We start from the raw sequence: 19,035 nt of genomic DNA, 5'->3' as shown, positions 1-19,035 counted from the left end.
GATGAAAAAACAAAGGCAACCGCTCCTGGGAGAGAGCGGCTGCCGGTAAAGGTGGTAACTCACACTGCAAGTTGGGAGCTGTGCAGGTGAAAAGGAAACACAATTATTCAGTAGCAATCGATGGATCAGCCTGTTCTTTCACTGGCGTCAGCATCATAAAGTGCTCGCTTGCATTTGCAAGCAGGCGTGCGATGTCTGCTGCTTTTTCTGGCTGTCCGCTTGCTTCAAGCTCTGCGATATATTCGCCAAGCAAGTAAGCTACGTCTTCTTGGCCTTTTGCATTCAGCGGCTGGATCGTTACTTTAGCCGCTTTAGCCAGACGACGTTTAATGGCTGCTTCGTCGAGGCCTAATTCTGGCTGGATGCGAAGGTATACAGTACCGCCAGTCATACCAGAGCACATCCATGGACCTGGATCACCCATTACGAGTGCGCGGCCATTGGTCATATATTCAAACGCAAAACCTTTGATATTGGCGCGTGCGCCAATACCGCCAGCTGCATCATTTAATGGTTGTTTTAATTCTCCACCGATAATGACATCGGCTCCAGAGAGACGAATGCAGGCGCGTGCATCTGCGTTACCCTGTACAATGTACAAACCTTTTTGTGCGCCATAGCAGAAGCTTTTGCCCACGGAGCCGTTGATGAATTCGCCGCGTGTATTTGGTGATTTCATAATCGCCACACGTCCACCGAATCCAGTTTTACCGACGCCATCTTGTGCACCGCCCTGTACGCGGATGGATACACCTTCTGCATTGAAAGCTGCGAGACCATTGCCTGGTACACAGCCATTTGCAAATGTGAGCGAGACTTCCGGCAGATTTACATAGCTGCCATCCAGGTATGGTTTGACACGGGCACCGGAATAACGGCTTCCGAGCACACGCTGATCACTTAATACGTTTGTGAACGTCTCGTTGATCGGTGCATTTGGTGAGGCGTAGCTGTCCTCTTCTTCGATAATTTCACCATTCGGCGCAACGAGTACACGAGCTTCAATTGGTTCAGCAGGAGCGAATGGAGCGCTTGTCAGCATAGCGGACAGGTCCATCTGCGCCAGACCATGAGTTTGTACCAGCATATCTGCACGACCAACCATATCCTGTACACGGTCGAAGCCAAGTTCAGCTGTAATCGCACAAAGTTCTTCACCAATTGATGTAAATAGGCGTTTCAGATTTCCGACTGCTACGTCAAATACACGCGGTACGAATCGACGCAGGCCGTGCTCTTGCGCTTCTTCTACGGACTCGATCTGTGTTGCGATCCCGACATGACAAGTATCGAGGTGACAACCGCGGCATGTTGTACAGCCAACAGCCAGCATAGCCAGTGTACCGAAGCCAACGCGGTTGGCACCGAGTAAGATCAGTTTTGCTACATCGTGTGCACCTTTCACACCGCCATCTGCCCACAGTTCTACTTGATCGCGTAATCCGGCTTCGATCAGAGCAGTATGTGCTGCTTTTACGCCGATCTCAACCGGCAGACCTACGTGTTGAATGGCGTGGACACGGGCTGCCCCGGTACCACCATCGAATCCGCTGAGTGTGATGTAGTCTGCACCTGCTTTGGCAACGCCGACTGCGATGGTTCCGATGTTTGGTACAATCGGTACTTTGATACAGACTTTAGCCTGGTGGTTCGCTGTTTTTAATTCAGTTACAATTTGTGCCAGATCTTCGATCGAATAAATATCGTGGTTATTCGACGGAGAGATCAAGTCAGAACCGAGTGTAGCGTTACGAGCTGCGGCAACTTTTGCTGTTACTTTTCTGCCCGGTAAGTGACCGCCTTCACCTGGTTTTGCCCCTTGACCGATTTTGATCTCAAGCAAGTTGGTCGAGTTAGCAAGCTCGACGTTTACCCCGAAGCGTCCGGATGCAATCTGTTGTCCGCGTGTTCGTGGATATTTGCCCAGCATATCTTTAATTTCACCGCCCTCACCGTTGAGGCTGATCATATTTAATTGGTCAGCTGCTTCGGCATAAGCGCGGAATGCCGTTTCGTTTTGTGAACCGAACGACATCGAAGAGATGAGGAACGGCAGACTGTGTTCACCGATCGTAGTATCTACCGTTGTTGAGTCGACGGATTTTTCTGCTTTTTCTATAGCAAAGTCGGCTAAATGACGAATCGAGAGCGGATTTTCTTTTTCCAGCTCGATCAATTTATCAGCGAATTCGCGGTATGGAAGGCTACCGGATGCTACTTCCCCGATTGATTTCCAGACGCGCGGCCACATATGGAAAACCTTCGCTGGTCGTGCCTCGTCTGTGCCGAATTCTTCGTAACGTGCTTTGCTGTCTGCTTCCAGGTCGGCAAATGATGTACCGGATGTATTGCTGCCGCAGAAGTTTACGATACCTAGTACGTCCGCCACTTCTGTATGCAGACCGATGGAGGAGAACAGGCGGGCATAGCCACGAAGTTCATGAATTCCGATCGTTGAAATAACTTTTTCAAGACCTTTCGTCAGCGTGCTATACAGATTCTCTACCGCTTGTACTTCTCCTTTTGCATATGCAACAGTAAACAGGAGGTACGGAGATACCGCATCAGCTCCTAGACCAAATGCAATTGCAAGGTCATGCAGATTGCGAATCGCAGCAGAACGAAGTACAAGACTTACCTGACGACGTAAATTGCCAGATGTGGATGGAGCTGTTTTGAGTGCCTGATCTACTTTGGAGATGACCAGATGTGGATCAATCCAATACTGTTCATCCTGATGAGAAGCACTATCATCAAGTAAAATGACACGAGCGCCCATTTGTGCGGATTGTATCGCACTGGTTGCAATCCGGTCGAGTGCTTGCGGAATTGTTTCGCCTGCTGTGAAAAACACTGGAAGGATATGCTCATGGTCACCGAAATGTTCCATTAATTGTTCAACAGAAACGGTATTCAGCTTATCAGCAAGTTCTTGCATTTCTGTACCTTCAAGCAGGAGCGGAGATGGAACTTCAATGCTGGCAGTGAGCGTTCCGTTTTGCGGGAACAGATCAGGACGTCCACCAAGTACCATACGTGTCGAGAAATGCTCAATCTCACGTTCACGGTCAATCGCTGGATTGGTAACGACTGCTACACTCTCTTTAATGAAGTCAGCCAGATTCTGACGTGCACTAGAAATGGCTGCAAGCGGTGCATCATGACCGAGAGAACGAATGGGTTCGGCACCGTTAGTAGACATTTGTTCAGCGAGTTGAATGTGCTCGCGCTCCCAACCAAATGCTGCATACTGTTGATTGTTTACAGATTCAAGAACATCAAATGGTGCCTTTGCTTTAGCTATTTTCGGGAATGAAAGTTGTGCGCGGAAGCCTGTAAAATCTGCGCGTTTCCCGGATCGTTCTAGAATGCTATTTTGTACATCGCTGTGAGAGAGAACGGTAATCGGCTGTCCTGGATTCAGTTGTATGCCGACTTTCTCACCCGGAGCCAGCGCTTTTGGTTCACTTACCATTTCATAAACCGGGATTACGCCCTGTTCAGAAGAGAAATATAAGGATGTTTCGCTTTCAACCATCCATACTGGACGCAGTCCGAGTGCATCGACACTGAAAATACATTCATTGCCGTAGCGGGAGATGATTCCAGCTGGGCCTTGTGCATAATGCCCCCATGTCTGACGGTAGTATACATATAAATCCTGCAGTTCTGGACGCAGGTTTTTCATTTCATTAATAATTGGCGGGAAGATCATTTCCATCGCCTCGAATAAGGAAAGACCATAGCGGTGAATGAGTGATTCTACAGTACGGTTCATGTTTTGTGAATCACTTCCGCTTTCTACGAGGCTAACGCCAAGCATTTCTGCTTCATTTTCAAGTTTGCGGATCGTATTGATTTCTCCGTTATGGCCGAGAATTGTAAATGGCTGCACACGGAAGAAGTTAGATAATGTATTGGTAGAGTAGCGATTATGTCCGATCGTAACAGAAGAAGCAAACTCTGGCTGTTGAATATCTTGGAAATATTCTGGCAAAATGTTTGCTGCTCCCATGACTTTATAGGAAGCTGAGTAGTTGCTTAAGGAAGCAACATGTACGTTGTAGGTTTCTTCAATCGTGATGAGCAGCTCAAACAGTTCGTTTTCGATTTTATTTGCTCCTGTGTATTGGCATGCGATCTGCCAGAATACAGGTTCGTCTGCTCGACCATTCTTGCCAAGTACATGGCTGTTCACTGCACTCACTTGTTCAAGTTCGATGGTAAGCGAAGCAGATGCAAACATGGCACGAATGCCTGCTTTCACGTCTTCTACATTATGTCCTGTAGTCGGAATGAAGATATGACCTACAGCAAAGGAAGAAGAGTAAGCTAACTCGGCTGATTTGTCGGCAGCGGCAAGCTTCTTCGCCCACAACTGGCGTGGGATATCACCGACAATCCCGCAACCATCACCTTCACCGTCGATAAAACCGGAACGGTGTTCCATCTTAATTAGCGCATCGATGATCTTAGAAATATTATCACGATGCGGTTGTCCGTTCTTCTCAATAATGGCGACAATCCCACAGCTATCATGTTCTTCAGCCAGATGATTGCGAAAATTACCGAAATCTGCTCTCTTCATCGTTTCGGTCAGCTAAACTGACCTTCACCTCCTAAATAAACAATAAATCTCTCGCTGTCCGTATCGGAATCGAGGTAAATTCACGGCTGTTTTCTATTTATATCCATGCCGTTTCGTGTACGAAAACCAAACTTCCGAATCAATTCGACAAAGTGAAAGTAAACTGAACTGTCGGAAAAGTATTTATAGAATATCACGAAATGACGAACGCTACAATATAGAAAATGATTAAATATTCACATGAAAGCGATTTATTTAAGTCAAATTTGAATTAATTAAAAAATTAGAATATACAGTGCTAATCGATTTATACGAACATTATTTTATAATATTTAATTAATGTTCGTATGTAAAATTACATTTTTCATTCTTTTGTATGCGCAAACATCGGGAAATACTGAATGTCATATTGCATAACATTGAAAAGGTTTCCCTGGAATATTTGTACCAATATAAAAGGGCGCTATTGCATTAGCGCCCTTTTACTGGTGAATCATTTGTATATTTACTATTATTTTTGCATTTTTATAAATGATTTTCTTGCTGCTTCTATAGTATGAATAATGTCGTTTTCTGTATGAGCTGTTGTAATAAACCATGCTTCATACTTCGAAGGAGCTAGGCAAATGCCTTCTTCGAGAATAGCACGGAAGAAACGAGCGAATGCTTCTCCATCAGCAGCGAGGGCGTCTTCGTAATTTTTTACTGGTTGATCGGTGAAGTACATAGCGAGAGCACCGACAACACGATTAATGGTTACGGCAACGCCAGCTTCTTCTGCCGCCTGTTTCAGCCCGTCTCCGAGCATTTTTCCAAGACGGTGCATTTCTTCATAGACCCCTGGTTGCTCGAGCACTTCTAGGCAGGCGATACCGGCCTGCATAGAGATTGGATTACCAGCATGAGTACCTGCCTGATAAGCCGGACCGAGCGGTGCAACTGTCTCCATGATTTCTTTGCGGCCACCATATGCACCGATCGGAAGACCGCCCCCGATGATTTTGCCAAGTGCAGTCAGATCGGGTTCGATGCCAAGCAGGTTTTGTGCGCCACCGTATAAGAAGCGGAAGCCGGTAATTACCTCATCAAAAATGACAAGAGCACCAGCTTCATGTGTGATACGTTTCACTTCCTCCAGGAAACCTTCTTCCGGTGCTACGATGCCGAAGTTACCAACGATAGGTTCAACGAGTACGGCAGCAACTTCCGCGCCCCATTTCGCAATGGCATCTTTAAAAGCGGCAACATCATTAAATGGAACAGTGATCACTTCACTTGCGATTGATTGTGGGATGCCAGCGCTGTCCGGAATACCAAGTGTAGAAGGACCAGAGCCTGCTGCGACGAGTACAAGGTCCGAATGGCCGTGATAGCAGCCAGCGAACTTCATGATCTTGTTGCGTCCTGTGTAAGCGCGGGCTACGCGAATGGTAGTCATGACGGCTTCTGTACCGGAGTTGTTGAAGCGGATCTTTTCCATTGAAGGGATTGCCTCGCGTATTTTACGGGCAAATATTGTTTCCCACGGAGTTGGAGTTCCGTACAGAACCCCGTTTTCGGCAGCATGTGTGATCGCTGCTGTTACATGCGGATGAGCATGCCCTGTAATGATCGGACCGTATGCAGCAAGGTAATCGATATATTTATTGCCGTCAACATCCCAGAAATAAGCACCTTGCGCTCGTTCCATCGTAACCGGTGCACCACCGCCTACTGCCTTAAAAGCGCGCGACGGGCTATTCACGCCGCCGACAATAACATCAAGTGCGTCGTCGTATATTTGTTCAGAACGTGTAAAATTCACTAGTAATTCCTCCTTGTTGAATGTGTCCTTCCTACTGTACCACTAATGAAAAGAAGTTGTAAAAGCGGTATGATAGCTAGTAGTGTGTTATCGCACAGTAAGTATTTGTAGGAGAAAGGGAGTTTGTATGTTACGAATTGAAAGCAAAGGACTGACAAAAGAGTTTAAATCATATACAAGCCGTCCGGGCCTCTCCGGAGCGTTCCGTGATTTGTTTAACCGTCAATATAAAACGATGCGGGCAGTAGACGGCATTGATCTACAGATTGAACCCGGTGAGATTGTCGGCTACATCGGAGAGAATGGAGCGGGAAAATCAACTACGATCAAGATGCTTACAGGAATCCTTATGCCAACATCCGGTTACTTGCGTGTAAACGGCATGGACCCTCACCGGGAACGGGAGAAATTCGTGCAGACGATTGGGGTCGTGTTTGGCCAGCGCAGCCAGCTCTGGTGGGATATTGCTGTACAGGAGTCATTCAGTCTGCTCAAAAAGGTATACCGCATCTCAGATGAGCAGTACAAAAAACATATGGGCCACGTCATTGATGTCCTTCATATTGATGAGCTGCTGACGAAGCCGGTGCGCAAGCTTAGTCTTGGGCAGCGGATGCGCTGTGAATTGGCGGCGGCCTTGATTCACAATCCGCCGCTTCTGTTTCTAGATGAGCCAACGATCGGGCTTGATGTGCTCGTAAAACTGAACATCCGTGACTTCTTAAAAGAAATGAATGAAACGTATGGAACAACAATCTTGCTCACGACTCATGATCTGTCTGATATTGAAGCGTTGTCCTCGCGGGTTGTGATGCTTGATAGCGGCAAGATTATTTATGATGGTGGGCTGAATGAGCTTCGGACAACATGGGGGGATCAAAAACGGATTGTGATGGAATTCGTTCACCCGGCGGATGTTGTGCGATTGCAGCAGTTAACCGGACCGCTTCCGGTTGTGTGGGAAAAAGAAAATGATGTGCGATTCCAGGCTCTGATTAGTGAAGGGGATCTAGCTGTATCGGATCTGCTGGCTCGAATTATTCCGCACTATGAAGTAAAAGATATCTCTGTTGAAGCTGTTAGTACGGAAGAGATTGTGCGCAATATTTATCAGGAAGGGATCAATCATGTTTAGCATGTATGCGGAAATCATCCGCATCCGGTTTTTGACGATGTTGGCGTACCGTGTGAATTACTACAGCGGCATCATTATTTATGCGATCAATATCGGCGCTTATTACTTTCTGTGGAATGCGATTTATGGCGGACAATCTACGATGGGCGGGTTAACTGCGCATCAGATGGTGACGTATGTGGCGATTAGCTGGATGGCCCGTGCGTTTTATTTCAACAACATTGACCGAGAGATGGCGCAGGACATTAAAGAAGGTAAAGTGGCCATTGAAATGATTCGGCCCTACAATTATCTCGTTGTCAAAATGATGCAAGGACTTGGTGAAGGGATTTTTCGTTTGGTGTTCTTTTCGGTTCCAGGTATGGTGATTGTCAGCTTCATTTTTCCGATTAGCTTTCCAGCAGATGTTTCGATCTGGAGCTGGTATGCGATTAGTCTTGCGTTTAGTTTTATTATCAACACCCAGATTAACTTGATTACGGGATTGCTCACGTTTTTCTTTTATAACAACGAAGGGCTGATGCATGCAAAGAGGGTAATTGTGGATTTATTCTCTGGCTTGATTCTGCCGATCAGCTTTTATCCGCTGTGGGCGCAACATATTTTGCAGTACTTGCCGTTTCAGGCGATTAGTTACGTACCGGGTGTCATATTCACCGGCGCATTAACTGGGGAGAAATTGTATCATGCGCTGCTTATTCAGGGCGTATGGGTTGTGGTACTTCTGATCCCGATTTCTCTAATGTGGTGGCAGGCTCGGAGGAATGTGATCATACAGGGTGGATAACTATATCGTTTTTTATGAAGAGGGAAAAGCCTTGATATATAAGGGTTTCTCTCTTCTTTTTTTGTGTAGATAAGCAAATGATCACATTTTGACCACCTTTATTATATGAAAGTATATTTTTTGTTCTTTTTAGATAAATAGTCACGTACAGTTATCGTCCTCACCCCCCCTATAATTATATAAATTACAAATATGTAAAAAAATATATTTTAGAGAAGGAGAAAAATTAGCTACATGTAATTTATATAAGGTGACTAAAAAGGGGGATGTTTACTAAAATGGCTAAATTAAGGTTTTTATTTTTGGGGATTATTTCTATGTTAATATTTTTGGTAGGATGTACCTCTACTGAAAGTTCAAAGGCAGTAACTGAGAGTCAGAAAAAAAATGAAGAAGTTTGGATTACAAAAGAGGTAGGAAAAGATCAGTCTAAGTATAGTTATAAGATTCCAGAAGGTAACAGACCTCTTTCAAAAGGAGAGCTTAAGGCAATGGGGGAAGGTGCTACTGCAACAAGTGGACAGGTTGGAAAAATGGAGTTTGAATCAGGATTTATCCTCAACAAAGAAAATAACGCCGAATATCCTTTGGTAGCATCAGCAAATTTTGTTGAAAAAGACGGGCAATTTTTTAAAGCTCTCACTATCATACTGAAGGACCCAGAAGCTTTTCAAAAAAAGAATCCATCCGCAACCGTTATTTGTAAAAGTGATAAAGAGTTAATAGAAGCTATTCAGAATAAGCCTGATGGTACTTTTGTGATATCTAAGAACAGAAACACAGTATTTATCGCAGGGAGTGAAGAGATAGAGAAGGAAAAGTGCAGGGGATTAATGAGTTTTCGCGTAGGTCCAAATTCCATTGCATATCTTGCCTTTTTAGAAAAAAAGGAGGGATTTAATAAACAATTGTCTCTATTTTTAAAAATTGAAGACACAGTCACTTTTGCAAAGTAAAAGTTATCACGTCCTAAGTATGAACTGTGGCCTGATATGAAAAAAGATGGATAAGGTTGTCTGTGCCCAAACAATGTGGATTAATCGGCTTTTATTTTGGAATCTACGGCAGATGTACAATAACTGTATCGGCACCAGTAACCTGATTCGCTGATTGATAGCTATCAGACGACTTTATATCAGTCATAGCTATTGGTTCTCTTGTAGAAGCGAAAGCAACTAGGATAAGGCTGGCCAATAGCAATAATAGAAAAAAATGAATTTCCTTCATATGAATTACCTCCGTTGTCGTCAGTGTGGACAATAGGTGACAGGAGATATACATGATAAGAAGAAATTTCGGGTGGGGCAGCTAAGCTGTCCCTTTATTTTTGTCCAGGAAGGACAGTAAGGAAGATGTAACGTTAATGAGGAAACGACTCAAACGGGGTATAGAAGAAATGCAATCATTGCATTTGTAGTTTTGTGAATATACATACATTTTTCTATAAAAAAACCGAAGATAGGTATAGGGTACATAAAGTTTAGTTACAAGGGGGAGAAAGAATATGAAAAAAGTGGTGGCATCAAGCGTTATGGCCATGTCTTTGCTCTTTAGTACAGCGGTTTATGCAGATGGAGTGGTACAAAATACTGAGCAAACAACTGTCACGAAGGATACCCAGACATCTCCTTTATCTACTACACAAACGGTAGAAAAAAAATATCAAGGGAAAATCGTTTCTTTTGATGGAACAAAAATTGTGATTCAAACAGGAGAAAAAACGATTGAGTTACCAGTTGGTTCGCTAACAGGGAAAAATGTAGAAGTTATTGTTAAAGACGGGGTTGTTAAAGAATTGCAAATCGGGGATGTACATTCACAAGAAGCAAAGAAAAAAGGATTAGAAAATGCCCTTCAAAATGGAACAAAAAATGAAAATGCAATTAAAAAAATCGAGAATAATATAGACAAAAAAACTTTAAAGCAAACAAAGGAAAAAGAAGAAAAAAAATCTACTAAACGAAAATAAAGTTTTCTCCCACTTCCTGATTAGAATGTAGTGATGGAAAAATAAAGGCGTTTCAGTATGTATTTGGCTCAGAGCCAAACGATGCTGAAGTAGCAGAGTTTGTGAATCATAAAATGTTGTCATTACTAGATCAAGTAGTTCGGACCGCAGAAGTGCAGAAAAAGACGGAACGACGTATAAATCCGAAACGAATGGCAAGGCTCGTTGCCAGAGAGATGCAGAATAAGGGGATTTCGTCAAAAGCACAGGAAGCGTTGAAACTTGAACTAGATCATCGTAAGAAAGAATGTAAGCACGCATCACGCTTGAAACGGGAAGAAATAAAAGAAAAAAAGCGTGCGATCAGAGTACAAAAAGCGAAAGAAAAACACAGGGGCAAATAAAAACAACCGACCTGGAGACAGGTCGGTTGTTTTTATTGTCTAACTGTGTACTCTTCCACTAAATTTAATGTGCTGTCGGCACTGATTTTCGAATTATTACATATTGTTAGATAGGCGAACGTTTAGTAAGCGGAAAGGGAGGGGCTTTATGCATTGGCTTTCAGTGTTAACGATTGCATTTGCATCTAACCTAGATAATCTGGCAATTGGCATCGCTTTTGGAGTTCGTTCTACAAGGATACCCACTATGTCGAATGTAATTATTGCTTTAATTACAATGGTAGGAACGTATTTGTCTATGACAATTGGGGAGATTGTTGCTTTCTATATGTCAGGGCTTGTGGCTAATGTTCTGGGGGCGGTGTTAATTTCCGGAATTGGTCTTTGGACAATTGTAGATAGTTGGCGCAAGTGGGGGACGGAGATCCCAGTTTTAAATCATGAGACATCGAGTGATCCGATTCGGAATCCGTACGCTGCTGATGTTGATAAAAACAATATCATTTCAGTGAAGGAATCAGTCGCATTAGGTATAGCACTGGCAATGAACAATCTAGCAGTTGGGATCGGTGCAGGTGCGACTAGTGTATCTCCGTTACTTACAACCATGTTTGCGGGCCTGTTTTCTCTTGCTTTTATCGGTTTCGGCTCTAAAGTGGGGTATGTAATGGCACGTACATGGTTTGGGAAATACTCAGGGATCATAGGTGGTGTTTTATTATTTTTAATTGGCATTTATGAAATGATTGCCTAGACACCCCTTCGTTTAGTTAAGGTGGTTAAATGATCCTATACTTTAAAAAAAATCAAATTTTATTACTAAAATATAACCATAGTTCCATATTCGAGTATCTTTTACAATAGAGCATAGCATAAGGTTACTTGTACATACCGCCTTTATAACTATGGATATTGTAGGATATATATATTATTTCTTACAAATGATGCGTGCAGGCGCTAGGATTTCAAGAAAGGAACAATGGAAATATGGACATACAACGGGCTGTGAAAAAATGGGGGATGATGCTGACTATAGGTGCAGTACTTGGAGCAGGTGTAACAATTCCTGCATCTGCGGCCCCAAAGCATGAAATAAAAGAATTGCAGGTGCTAGATAGCTATCTTCCAGAAGATATTGCAAAGCATTGGGCACGCAACAAAATATACGATATGATGCATGCCGGATATGTAAATGGTTACACAGATGCTAGTGGCACCGTAACCGTTCGACCGGACCGCAAAATTACGAGAGCTGAGTTTGTGGAACTGCTCGTAAAGACGCTTGGGTTAAAAAAGTCCCCCGATCATGAAGCGAAAAACTTTTCAGATGTTGACTCGGGTGACTGGTACTATAATTCCGTTACAATTGCGAGTTCACTTGGAATTGTAAGCGGGACTACGAAATCATCGTTTGGACCGGAGCGGTATATTACGCGTGGCGAGATTGCAGCTTTGATTGTACGGGCGTTTGCGTATACGATTGCGTTTGATGAAGGGACGACTAAGCACTTTAAAGATGTAGGAAGCACATACTGGGCAAATCGGGAGGTTGACAAGGCGAGTCGAGTAGGAATTATTAGTGGTTATAACGGGAATGTATTCAAGCCATTTGAATATGCCACACGCGCCGAAGCGATGACGATGCTATACAATGCTCTGTATTTAGAAGAAAATGCGGTACCGACAGATAAGGCACTTCTTGATCTTATTAGGACGATTGAGGAGGAACAAAGTCGTGCGCTGCTTGCTGTGGACACAAATCGCCTGAAAGAGATTGTTGACGCACGGTATGCAGGCTACTATAAGGCGCTCCAAAATGTAGAAGTTCTTTTGCTGCGTAAGGCAAGAGAACAAGGATATGAGCTGAGCATTACTAGAACGGGGCAACTAACAGAAAAAGTGCTTGGTAAATGGAATCGGATTGCACTTGTAGAAGTGGGTGGTGTTGAATATACACTTACGGCTAAAAAAGATGGAGATCAGTGGAAGGCTGTTGGGAACTTTAAAGGGGTAGCCATGCTGAAAAAAGATCCGACAACAAATGAATGGCGAATTTATACGTCGGATATTCAGCCGTTTGCCACGAAACCACTTCTTGAAAAACTTGGGATCAAATAAACATGCGAAACCCCGGTCTGCTACAGTAGACCGGGGTTTCGCATGTTGACTTCGAGAAAAGAAAGCATAACAATGATAAACGAAAGGAGAGCTGTTCATGTTTTATTTATCGCTGTTCTGGGATTATTTGAAGCAGTATTTCAAGATGCGCCTGGCATACCGAATGGATTTTGTGAACGGAATCGTATCCGATTTTGTGTTTCAGGCAACGAATCTGGTTTTTATTCTTGTTGTGTTCCAGCATACGAATGTGCTCAAAGGTTGGACGCGCGATGAAATTATTTTTATTTATGGTTTCTTTCTGGTTCCGTATGCTGTATTTACGACGTTTTTCAACCTGTGGGAGTTTCAGGAGAGATACATTATTCGTGGGGAGATGGACCGAGTTCTGACACGGCCTGCTCACAATTTGTTTCAAGTTATGCTTGAAACGATGGACCCGCAGTCGCTTGTCGGGGCAGTGACGGGCATTGTCATCATGGTGTATGCGGGTGCGGATATGGGACTCGACATTGCCTGGTACGATCCGTTGATGTTCTTGTTGTTAGTTGCTTCCGGTGCGCTTGTGTATGGGGGAGTTTATACAGGGATTGCAGCGATTGGCTTCTTCTCGGATTCTAAAACAGGGATATCGCCGATGATCTGGAACATACAGAATTACGGCCGGTATCCGGTTAATATTTACAATAAGGCGATTCGCATCTTGCTGACCTGGATTTTACCATTTGCATTTGTTGGTGTGTATCCAGCGGCATATTTCTTGAAGCGAGAAGAATATTATACGTACGTGATGCTGACGCCGGTCATGGGTGTTGTGTTTTTTATGATCGGGATCACCATTTGGAATTATGGGGTAAAGCAATATCGAGGAGCTGGTTCGTAGTTGAACCGGCTCCTTGCTTTGTTTTATTGAGAAAAGTTGATAAGATGAAAGATGAGAAGGGTTACATACATGTAAATAGAGGAGGACGAATGAATGGCTGAGTTTGTAGTTGGACAGGCAGCACCGGATTTTACGCTGCCAGCAAGTAATGGGGAGCATGTATCACTGCGTGATTTTGTAGGTAAAAATGTTATTTTGTATTTTTACCCGAAGGATAATACACCAGGATGCACGCGTGAGTCATGTGACTTCCGCGATAAAATCGAAGAATTTACGGCAAAAAACACGGTGATTTTAGGAATTAGTACGGACAGTCTTGTTTCTCACGAGAAATTTATTAATAAGTATAGTCTGCCTTTTCTGCTGCTGAGCGATACGGAAGCGGATGTGTGCAAGCAGTATGGCGTATATAAATTAAAGAAGAACTTTGGCAAAGAATACATGGGCATTGAGCGTTCGACCTTTGTTATTGATAAAGACGGAAAGCTTGCTAAAGAATATCGAAAAGTTAAAGTCGATGGTCATGTGGAGGCAGCACTGGCATTCGTTGCGGAACATCTGTCCTAGAAGAGAGGGAGACTGGCATGAAAGTAGTTTCAACAGCGAAAATGAGTATCCGCCATCAAGAGCGGTTGCAAACAACATATGCGAATCAGCAGTTTTTCTTTTTTTCTTCTATAGAGGAAGCTGGGGATGAGATCAAGGACGCTGAGTTGCTTATAACGTATGGGGAGGATCTAACGCCAGAACGAGTTGCGTCAATGTCTTCGCTACGTTGGATTCAAGTACTTAGTGCCGGGGTCGATATGATGCCGCTTACAGAGCTTGCAGTGCGCGGGGTAAAAGTAACAAATGCGAGTGGCATTCACAAAATTCCGATGGCGGAATATACAATTGGAGTTATGCTTCAGGCTACACGAAAGATGAACGAATTGTATGTCAAGCAGCAGGCATCAGATTGGGATCGAAGCTTGCGTGTTGAGGAGTTATATGGAAAGACGCTTGGTATTATCGGGGTTGGAGCGATTGGAGAAGAGATTGCTCGTCGTGCGCAGGTATTTGGCATGAAGGTACTTGGCGTAACCCGGAGCGGAAAACCAAATGAACATTGCGATCAGATGTATCGTCAGTCTGAGTTTTCGCTTGTTCTGCCTCAATGTGACTACGTGGTGGTCGTTGTTCCGCTGACGGAAGAGACGTATCATTTGATTGGTCGTGCGGAACTGGAACAGATGAAAGAGTCTGCGGTTCTAATTAACATTGCGCGAGGGCCGGTTATTGATGAGGTGGCCCTTGTGGAGCATCTTAAGGCCGATAGGTTGTCATTAGCGGTACTGGATGTATTTTCGCAGGAACCACTACCGGTCGATTCTCCGTTCTGGAAGTTGGATAACTGCATTGTTACCCCTCATGTATCGGGTCGTTCCCCTAAGTATATGGAACGAGCGTTAGAGATTTTACATCATAATCTTGCTCTCTGGGATAAAGGGGAACAAGAGGGGATGATGAATGTGGTTGAAGCAAGCCGTGGTTACTGATTTTTAGATTTTTGGAGCAGTTTTCTTTGAATATACGTACACTCTTTACATATAAGGGGGGCTAGTATGAAAATCTATACGAAGTCAGGCGATAAAGGTGAAACAAGTCTTGTATATGGAGTTCGAGTGCCGAAAACAGATGTGCGAGTAGAGGCATACGGAACATGTGATGAAGCAAACTCTGCAATCGGCCTTGGGTTGTCGTATGTACCACGGGATGAGGAGTGGGCAATGTTTCATCACGTTTTTCATGTAGTTCAGACAAAACTGTTCCATATTGGAGCGGAGTTAGCTACACCCCCGGGGAAAGATGTGGGCTGGAAAATTGAAGAGAGTGATGTAGCCTTTTTGGAGCAAACAATTGATGAATGGGATGCGATGTTACCCCCACTGACGAATTTTGTGCTTCCGGGAGGTTCTCCTGCCGGTGCAGCTTTTCATCTGGCTCGCACGGTGGCACGCCGAGCGGAGAGACAGGCGATTTTAGTGCAGGCAAGTGGAGAGGTGAACCCTATCGTTATTCGCTATTTAAACCGATTGTCAGACTTTTTGTTTGTAGCAGCCCGTTATGTAAATCAAAAGCAAGGAACGGTTGAGCCTACTTTGCATCAAGAGAACGAATAGAAGCGAAGTAGTTATTTTAAGAGGCTTACTTTCTGATTCCTTAATGGAATGAGGGTAAGCTTTTTTCAATATTAAGAGTAAGAAAGAGATAAATTTAAAATAAAAAAAGAGTTGCACACCTATTTTCTATGTGATATATTATAAAAGTCGCCGCTGAGATGAAGCGGATGACAACGAAGTTCCTTGAAAACTGAACAGTGAAACTCGAGTGTGCGAGTTCAATCAATTTCGATTTAATTTTTAAGCTAGCTTTCGAGCTCAGCGAATCATCTTTTCAACTTTATTGGAGAGTTTGATCCTGGCTCAGGACGAACGCTGGCGGCGTGCCTAATACATGCAAGTCGAGCGGACGGATGGAGTGCTTGCACTCCTGATGTTAGCGGCGGACGGGTGAGTAACACGTAGGCAACCTGCCCGACAGACAGGGATAACTCCGGGAAACCGGTGCTAATACCTGATACGCAGCAAGGAGGCATCTCCTTGTTGGGAAAGACCATGAGTCACTGTCGGATGGGCCTGCGGCGCATTAGCTAGTTGGTGGGGTAGAGGCCTACCAAGGCGACGATGCGTAGCCGACCTGAGAGGGTGATCGGCCACACTGGGACTGAGACACGGCCCAGACTCCTACGGGAGGCAGCAGTAGGGAATCTTCCGCAATGGACGAAAGTCTGACGGAGCAACGCCGCGTGAACGAAGAAGGTTTTCGGATCGTAAAGTTCTGTTGTAAGGGACGAACCGCCGGGATGACCTCCCGGTCTGACGGTACCTTACGAGAAAGCCCCGGCTAACTACGTGCCAGCAGCCGCGGTAATACGTAGGGGGCAAGCGTTGTCCGGAATTATTGGGCGTAAAGCGCGCGCAGGCGGTTTTCTAAGTTAGGTGTGAAAGCCCACGGCTCAACCGTGGAGGGCCACCTAAAACTGGGAGACTTGAGTGCAGGAGAGGAGAGCGGAATTCCACGTGTAGCGGTGAAATGCGTAGAGATGTGGAGGAACACCCGTGGCGAAGGCGGCTCTCTGGCCTGTAACTGACGCTGAGGCGCGAAAGCGTGGGGAGCAAACAGGATTAGATACCCTGGTAGTCCACGCCGTAAACGATGAGTGCTAGGTGTTGGGGACTCCAATCCTCAGTGCCGCAGCTAACGCAATAAGCACTCCGCCTGGGGAGTACGGCCGCAAGGCTGAAACTCAAAGGAATTGACGGGGACCCGCACAAGCGGTGGAGCATGTGGTTTAATTCGAAGCAACGCGAAGAACCTTACCAGGGCTTGACATCCCTCTGAAATCTCTAGAGATAGAGGCTCCCTTCGGGGCAGAGGTGACAGGTGGTGCATGGTTGTCGTCAGCTCGTGTCGTGAGATGTTGGGTTAAGTCCCGCAACGAGCGCAACCCTTGTCCTTAGTTGCCAGCATTTAGTTGGGCACTCTAGGGAGACTGCCGTCGACAAGACGGAGGAAGGTGGGGATGACGTCAAATCATCATGCCCCTTATGTCCTGGGCTACACACGTGCTACAATGGATGGAACAACGGGCCGCCAACTCGCGAGAGTGAGCAAATCCCTGAAAACCATTCTCAGTTCGGATTGCAGGCTGCAACTCGCCTGCATGAAGCCGGAATCGCTAGTAATCGCGGATCAGCATGCCGCGGTGAATACGTTCCCGGGTCTTGTACACACCGCCCGTCACACCACGAGAGTTTGCAACACCCGAAGTCGGTGAGGTAACCGCAAGGAGCCAGCCGCCGAAGGTGGGGTAGATGATTGGGGTGAAGTCGTAACAAGGTATCCGTACCGGAAGGTGCGGATGGATCACCTCCTTTCTATGGAGACTTTGCACATGTCGAGATTTCACTGTTCAGTTTTCCAGGAACAACAACTTGGAAACTTCATATGTTATACATGAGATGTGGGGGTATAGCTCAGCTGGGAGAGCGCCTGCCTTGCAAGCAGGAGGTCAGCGGTTCGATCCCGCTTACCTCCACCATGTCCGGTGACGATGGCAAAAGGGTCACACCTGTTCCCATCCCGAACACAGAAGTTAAGTCTTTTAGCGCCGATGGTACTTGGGGGGCAACTCCCTGGGAGAGTAGGACGTCGCCGGGCTTGAATGAATACAATTTTTTGCTGGCTGGTTTTGCTTCGCAAAAAGGCTGGCGCAAAAAATGCATTCATTCTGATGAATAAGAACGCACCTTGAAAACTGAATCGAAACAAACGTAAGCTAAGGATTTATATCCAAATGTAAGACCTTTAAGGTGAAACCAATTTTGGTTAAGCTACAAAGGGCGCACGGTGGATGCCTTGGCGCTAGGAGCCGATGAAGGACGTGGCGAACGACGAAATGCTTCGGGGAGCTGTAAGCGAGCTTTGATCCGAAGATGTCCGAATGGGGAAACCCACTACTCGTAATGGGGTAGTACTCCTGTCTGAATCCATAGGACAGGGAGAGGCATACCAGGGGAACTGAAACATCTAAGTACCCTGAGGAAGAGAAAACAATAGTGATTCCGTCAGTAGCGGCGAGCGAACGCGGAGTAGCCCAAACCAGAAGGTTCGCCTTCTGGGGTTGTAGGGCGTCTCACATGGAGTTACAAAAGACAGTCATAGATGAAGCGGTCTGGAAAGGCCCGTCAGAGAAGGTAACAACCCTGTAGTCGAAATGACTGTCTCTCCGAGACGTACCCTGAGTAGGGCGGGACACGTGAAACCCCGTCTGAATCCGGGAGGACCATCTCCCAAGGCTAAATACTCCCTAGCGACCGATAGTGAACCAGTACCGTGAGGGAAAGGTGAAAAGCACCCCGGGAGGGGAGTGAAAGAGAACCTGAAACCGTGTGCCTACAACTAGTCGGAGCACAATTAATGTGTGACGGCGTGCCTTTTGTAGAATGAACCGGCGAGTTACGATTACGTGCGAGGTTAAGGCGGATAGGCCGGAGCCGTAGCGAAAGCGAGTCTGAATAGGGCGAATGAGTACGTGGTCGTAGACCCGAAACCGTGTGATCTACCCATGTCCAGGGTGAAGGTGCGGTAACACGCACTGGAGGCCCGAACCCACGCACGTTGAAAAGTGCGGGGATGAGGTGTGGGTAGCGGAGAAATTCCAATCGAACTCGGAGATAGCTGGTTCTCCCCGAAATAGCTTTAGGGCTAGCCTCGGATGCCTGTACTGGAGGTAGAGCACTGATTGGACGCGGGCCCCTCGCGG

The 19,035-nt window shown here is 45.5% G+C and carries 14 protein-coding genes, 1 tRNA gene and 3 rRNA genes (1 of these 18 cut by a window edge); 15 read left to right on the top strand and 3 right to left on the bottom strand.

The genetic code is table 11. The annotated features are described in order from the left end of the window. Window positions 1–103: 103 nt before the first annotated feature. The gene (locus tag PO771_RS16305) at window positions 104–4,588 is read right to left on the bottom strand and encodes a glutamate synthase-related protein (protein WP_272560693.1); all 4,485 of its coding nucleotides are present in this window, start codon (window positions 4,586–4,588) and stop codon (window positions 104–106) included. A 511-nt stretch (window positions 4,589–5,099) separates the two neighbouring features. After that, complete coding sequence (locus PO771_RS16300; protein ID WP_272560692.1) at window positions 5,100–6,392, bottom strand: glutamate-1-semialdehyde 2,1-aminomutase; 1,293 nt, start codon at window positions 6,390–6,392, stop codon at window positions 5,100–5,102. A gap of 127 nt (window positions 6,393–6,519) precedes the next feature. Here PO771_RS16300 and PO771_RS16295 point away from each other — a divergent pair, with 127 nt between their 5' ends. From PO771_RS16295 to PO771_RS16285, 3 genes are all read left to right on the top strand, one after another. Continuing rightward, window positions 6,520–7,527, top strand: coding sequence for an ABC transporter ATP-binding protein (locus PO771_RS16295; protein ID WP_272560691.1), 1,008 nt, complete (start codon window positions 6,520–6,522; stop codon window positions 7,525–7,527). 1 nt (window position 7,528) lies between these two features. Continuing rightward, the gene (locus PO771_RS16290; protein WP_336297959.1) at window positions 7,529–8,314 is read left to right on the top strand and encodes an ABC transporter permease; all 786 of its coding nucleotides are present in this window, start codon (window positions 7,529–7,531) and stop codon (window positions 8,312–8,314) included. Between the two features lie 278 nt (window positions 8,315–8,592). Further along, on the top strand, window positions 8,593–9,270 hold the full coding sequence (locus tag PO771_RS16285; protein ID WP_272560689.1) for a hypothetical protein: 678 nt from the start codon (window positions 8,593–8,595) through the stop codon (window positions 9,268–9,270). Between the two features lie 103 nt (window positions 9,271–9,373). Here PO771_RS16285 and PO771_RS16280 read toward each other — a convergent pair whose 3' ends face one another. Next, a complete protein-coding gene (locus tag PO771_RS16280; RefSeq protein ID WP_272560688.1) occupies window positions 9,374–9,541 on the bottom strand; it encodes a hypothetical protein in 168 nt (55 codons plus the stop codon). Window positions 9,542–9,818: 277 nt separating this feature from the next. Here PO771_RS16280 and PO771_RS16275 point away from each other — a divergent pair, with 277 nt between their 5' ends. The 12 genes from PO771_RS16275 to PO771_RS16220 form a co-directional block, all read left to right on the top strand. Next, on the top strand, window positions 9,819–10,283 hold the full coding sequence (locus tag PO771_RS16275) for a hypothetical protein (protein ID WP_272560687.1): 465 nt from the start codon (window positions 9,819–9,821) through the stop codon (window positions 10,281–10,283). A gap of 41 nt (window positions 10,284–10,324) precedes the next feature. After that, window positions 10,325–10,666: a YjdF family protein gene (locus PO771_RS16270; protein ID WP_272563194.1), complete on the top strand. Its 342-nt coding sequence runs from the start codon at window positions 10,325–10,327 to the stop codon at window positions 10,664–10,666. A gap of 148 nt (window positions 10,667–10,814) precedes the next feature. Then, the gene (ytaF, locus tag PO771_RS16265; protein WP_272560686.1) at window positions 10,815–11,420 is read left to right on the top strand and encodes a sporulation membrane protein YtaF; all 606 of its coding nucleotides are present in this window, start codon (window positions 10,815–10,817) and stop codon (window positions 11,418–11,420) included. Between the two features lie 233 nt (window positions 11,421–11,653). Continuing rightward, a complete protein-coding gene (locus tag PO771_RS16260; RefSeq protein ID WP_272560685.1) occupies window positions 11,654–12,784 on the top strand; it encodes an S-layer homology domain-containing protein in 1,131 nt (376 codons plus the stop codon). Between the two features lie 97 nt (window positions 12,785–12,881). Beyond that, window positions 12,882–13,667 (top strand): ABC transporter permease, encoded by a 786-nt coding sequence (locus tag PO771_RS16255; protein ID WP_272560684.1) that lies wholly within the window; start codon window positions 12,882–12,884, stop codon window positions 13,665–13,667. Between the two features lie 93 nt (window positions 13,668–13,760). Further along, on the top strand, window positions 13,761–14,234 hold the full coding sequence (gene bcp, locus PO771_RS16250; protein ID WP_272560683.1) for a thioredoxin-dependent thiol peroxidase: 474 nt from the start codon (window positions 13,761–13,763) through the stop codon (window positions 14,232–14,234). 17 nt (window positions 14,235–14,251) lie between these two features. Further along, window positions 14,252–15,205: a D-2-hydroxyacid dehydrogenase gene (locus PO771_RS16245; protein ID WP_272560682.1), complete on the top strand. Its 954-nt coding sequence runs from the start codon at window positions 14,252–14,254 to the stop codon at window positions 15,203–15,205. A gap of 66 nt (window positions 15,206–15,271) precedes the next feature. Beyond that, window positions 15,272–15,829, top strand: a complete 558-nt coding sequence (locus PO771_RS16240) for a cob(I)yrinic acid a,c-diamide adenosyltransferase (RefSeq protein WP_272560681.1) — start codon at window positions 15,272–15,274, stop codon at window positions 15,827–15,829. Window positions 15,830–16,109: 280 nt separating this feature from the next. Then, window positions 16,110–17,647, top strand: a 16S ribosomal RNA gene (locus tag PO771_RS16235). Between the two features lie 88 nt (window positions 17,648–17,735). Beyond that, window positions 17,736–17,811 (top strand) — tRNA-Ala (locus PO771_RS16230). A gap of 2 nt (window positions 17,812–17,813) precedes the next feature. Continuing rightward, window positions 17,814–17,930 (top strand): 5S ribosomal RNA (rrf, locus tag PO771_RS16225). Between the two features lie 166 nt (window positions 17,931–18,096). Then, window positions 18,097–19,035: ribosomal RNA gene (locus tag PO771_RS16220) — 23S ribosomal RNA — on the top strand (it continues 1,998 nt past the right edge of the window). Together the 16S, 23S and 5S rRNA genes with 1 tRNA gene alongside form the textbook arrangement of a ribosomal RNA operon.

The sequence above is a fragment of the Aneurinibacillus uraniidurans genome, from assembly GCF_028471905.1.
Taxonomy (GTDB): domain Bacteria; phylum Bacillota; class Bacilli; order Aneurinibacillales; family Aneurinibacillaceae; genus Aneurinibacillus; species Aneurinibacillus uraniidurans.
This window is presented reverse-complemented; position numbering and strand designations above follow the sequence as displayed.

Bases quoted from the DNA above. Each gene is read 5' to 3' on its own strand.
- PO771_RS16305 (WP_272560693.1), bottom strand. From the start codon at position 4,588: ATGAAGAGAGCAGATTTCGGTAATTTTCGCAATCATCTGGCTGAAGAA.
- PO771_RS16295 (WP_272560691.1), top strand. From the start codon at position 6,520: ATGTTACGAATTGAAAGCAAAGGACTGACAAAAGAGTTTAAATCATAT.
- PO771_RS16290 (WP_336297959.1), top strand. From the start codon at position 7,529: ATGTATGCGGAAATCATCCGCATCCGGTTTTTGACGATGTTGGCGTAC.
- PO771_RS16285 (WP_272560689.1), top strand. From the start codon at position 8,593: ATGGCTAAATTAAGGTTTTTATTTTTGGGGATTATTTCTATGTTAATA.
- PO771_RS16280 (WP_272560688.1), bottom strand. From the start codon at position 9,541: ATGAAGGAAATTCATTTTTTTCTATTATTGCTATTGGCCAGCCTTATC.
- PO771_RS16275 (WP_272560687.1), top strand. From the start codon at position 9,819: ATGAAAAAAGTGGTGGCATCAAGCGTTATGGCCATGTCTTTGCTCTTT.
- ytaF (WP_272560686.1), top strand. From the start codon at position 10,815: ATGCATTGGCTTTCAGTGTTAACGATTGCATTTGCATCTAACCTAGAT.
- PO771_RS16260 (WP_272560685.1), top strand. From the start codon at position 11,654: ATGGACATACAACGGGCTGTGAAAAAATGGGGGATGATGCTGACTATA.
- PO771_RS16255 (WP_272560684.1), top strand. From the start codon at position 12,882: ATGTTTTATTTATCGCTGTTCTGGGATTATTTGAAGCAGTATTTCAAG.
- bcp (WP_272560683.1), top strand. From the start codon at position 13,761: ATGGCTGAGTTTGTAGTTGGACAGGCAGCACCGGATTTTACGCTGCCA.
- PO771_RS16245 (WP_272560682.1), top strand. From the start codon at position 14,252: ATGAAAGTAGTTTCAACAGCGAAAATGAGTATCCGCCATCAAGAGCGG.
- PO771_RS16240 (WP_272560681.1), top strand. From the start codon at position 15,272: ATGAAAATCTATACGAAGTCAGGCGATAAAGGTGAAACAAGTCTTGTA.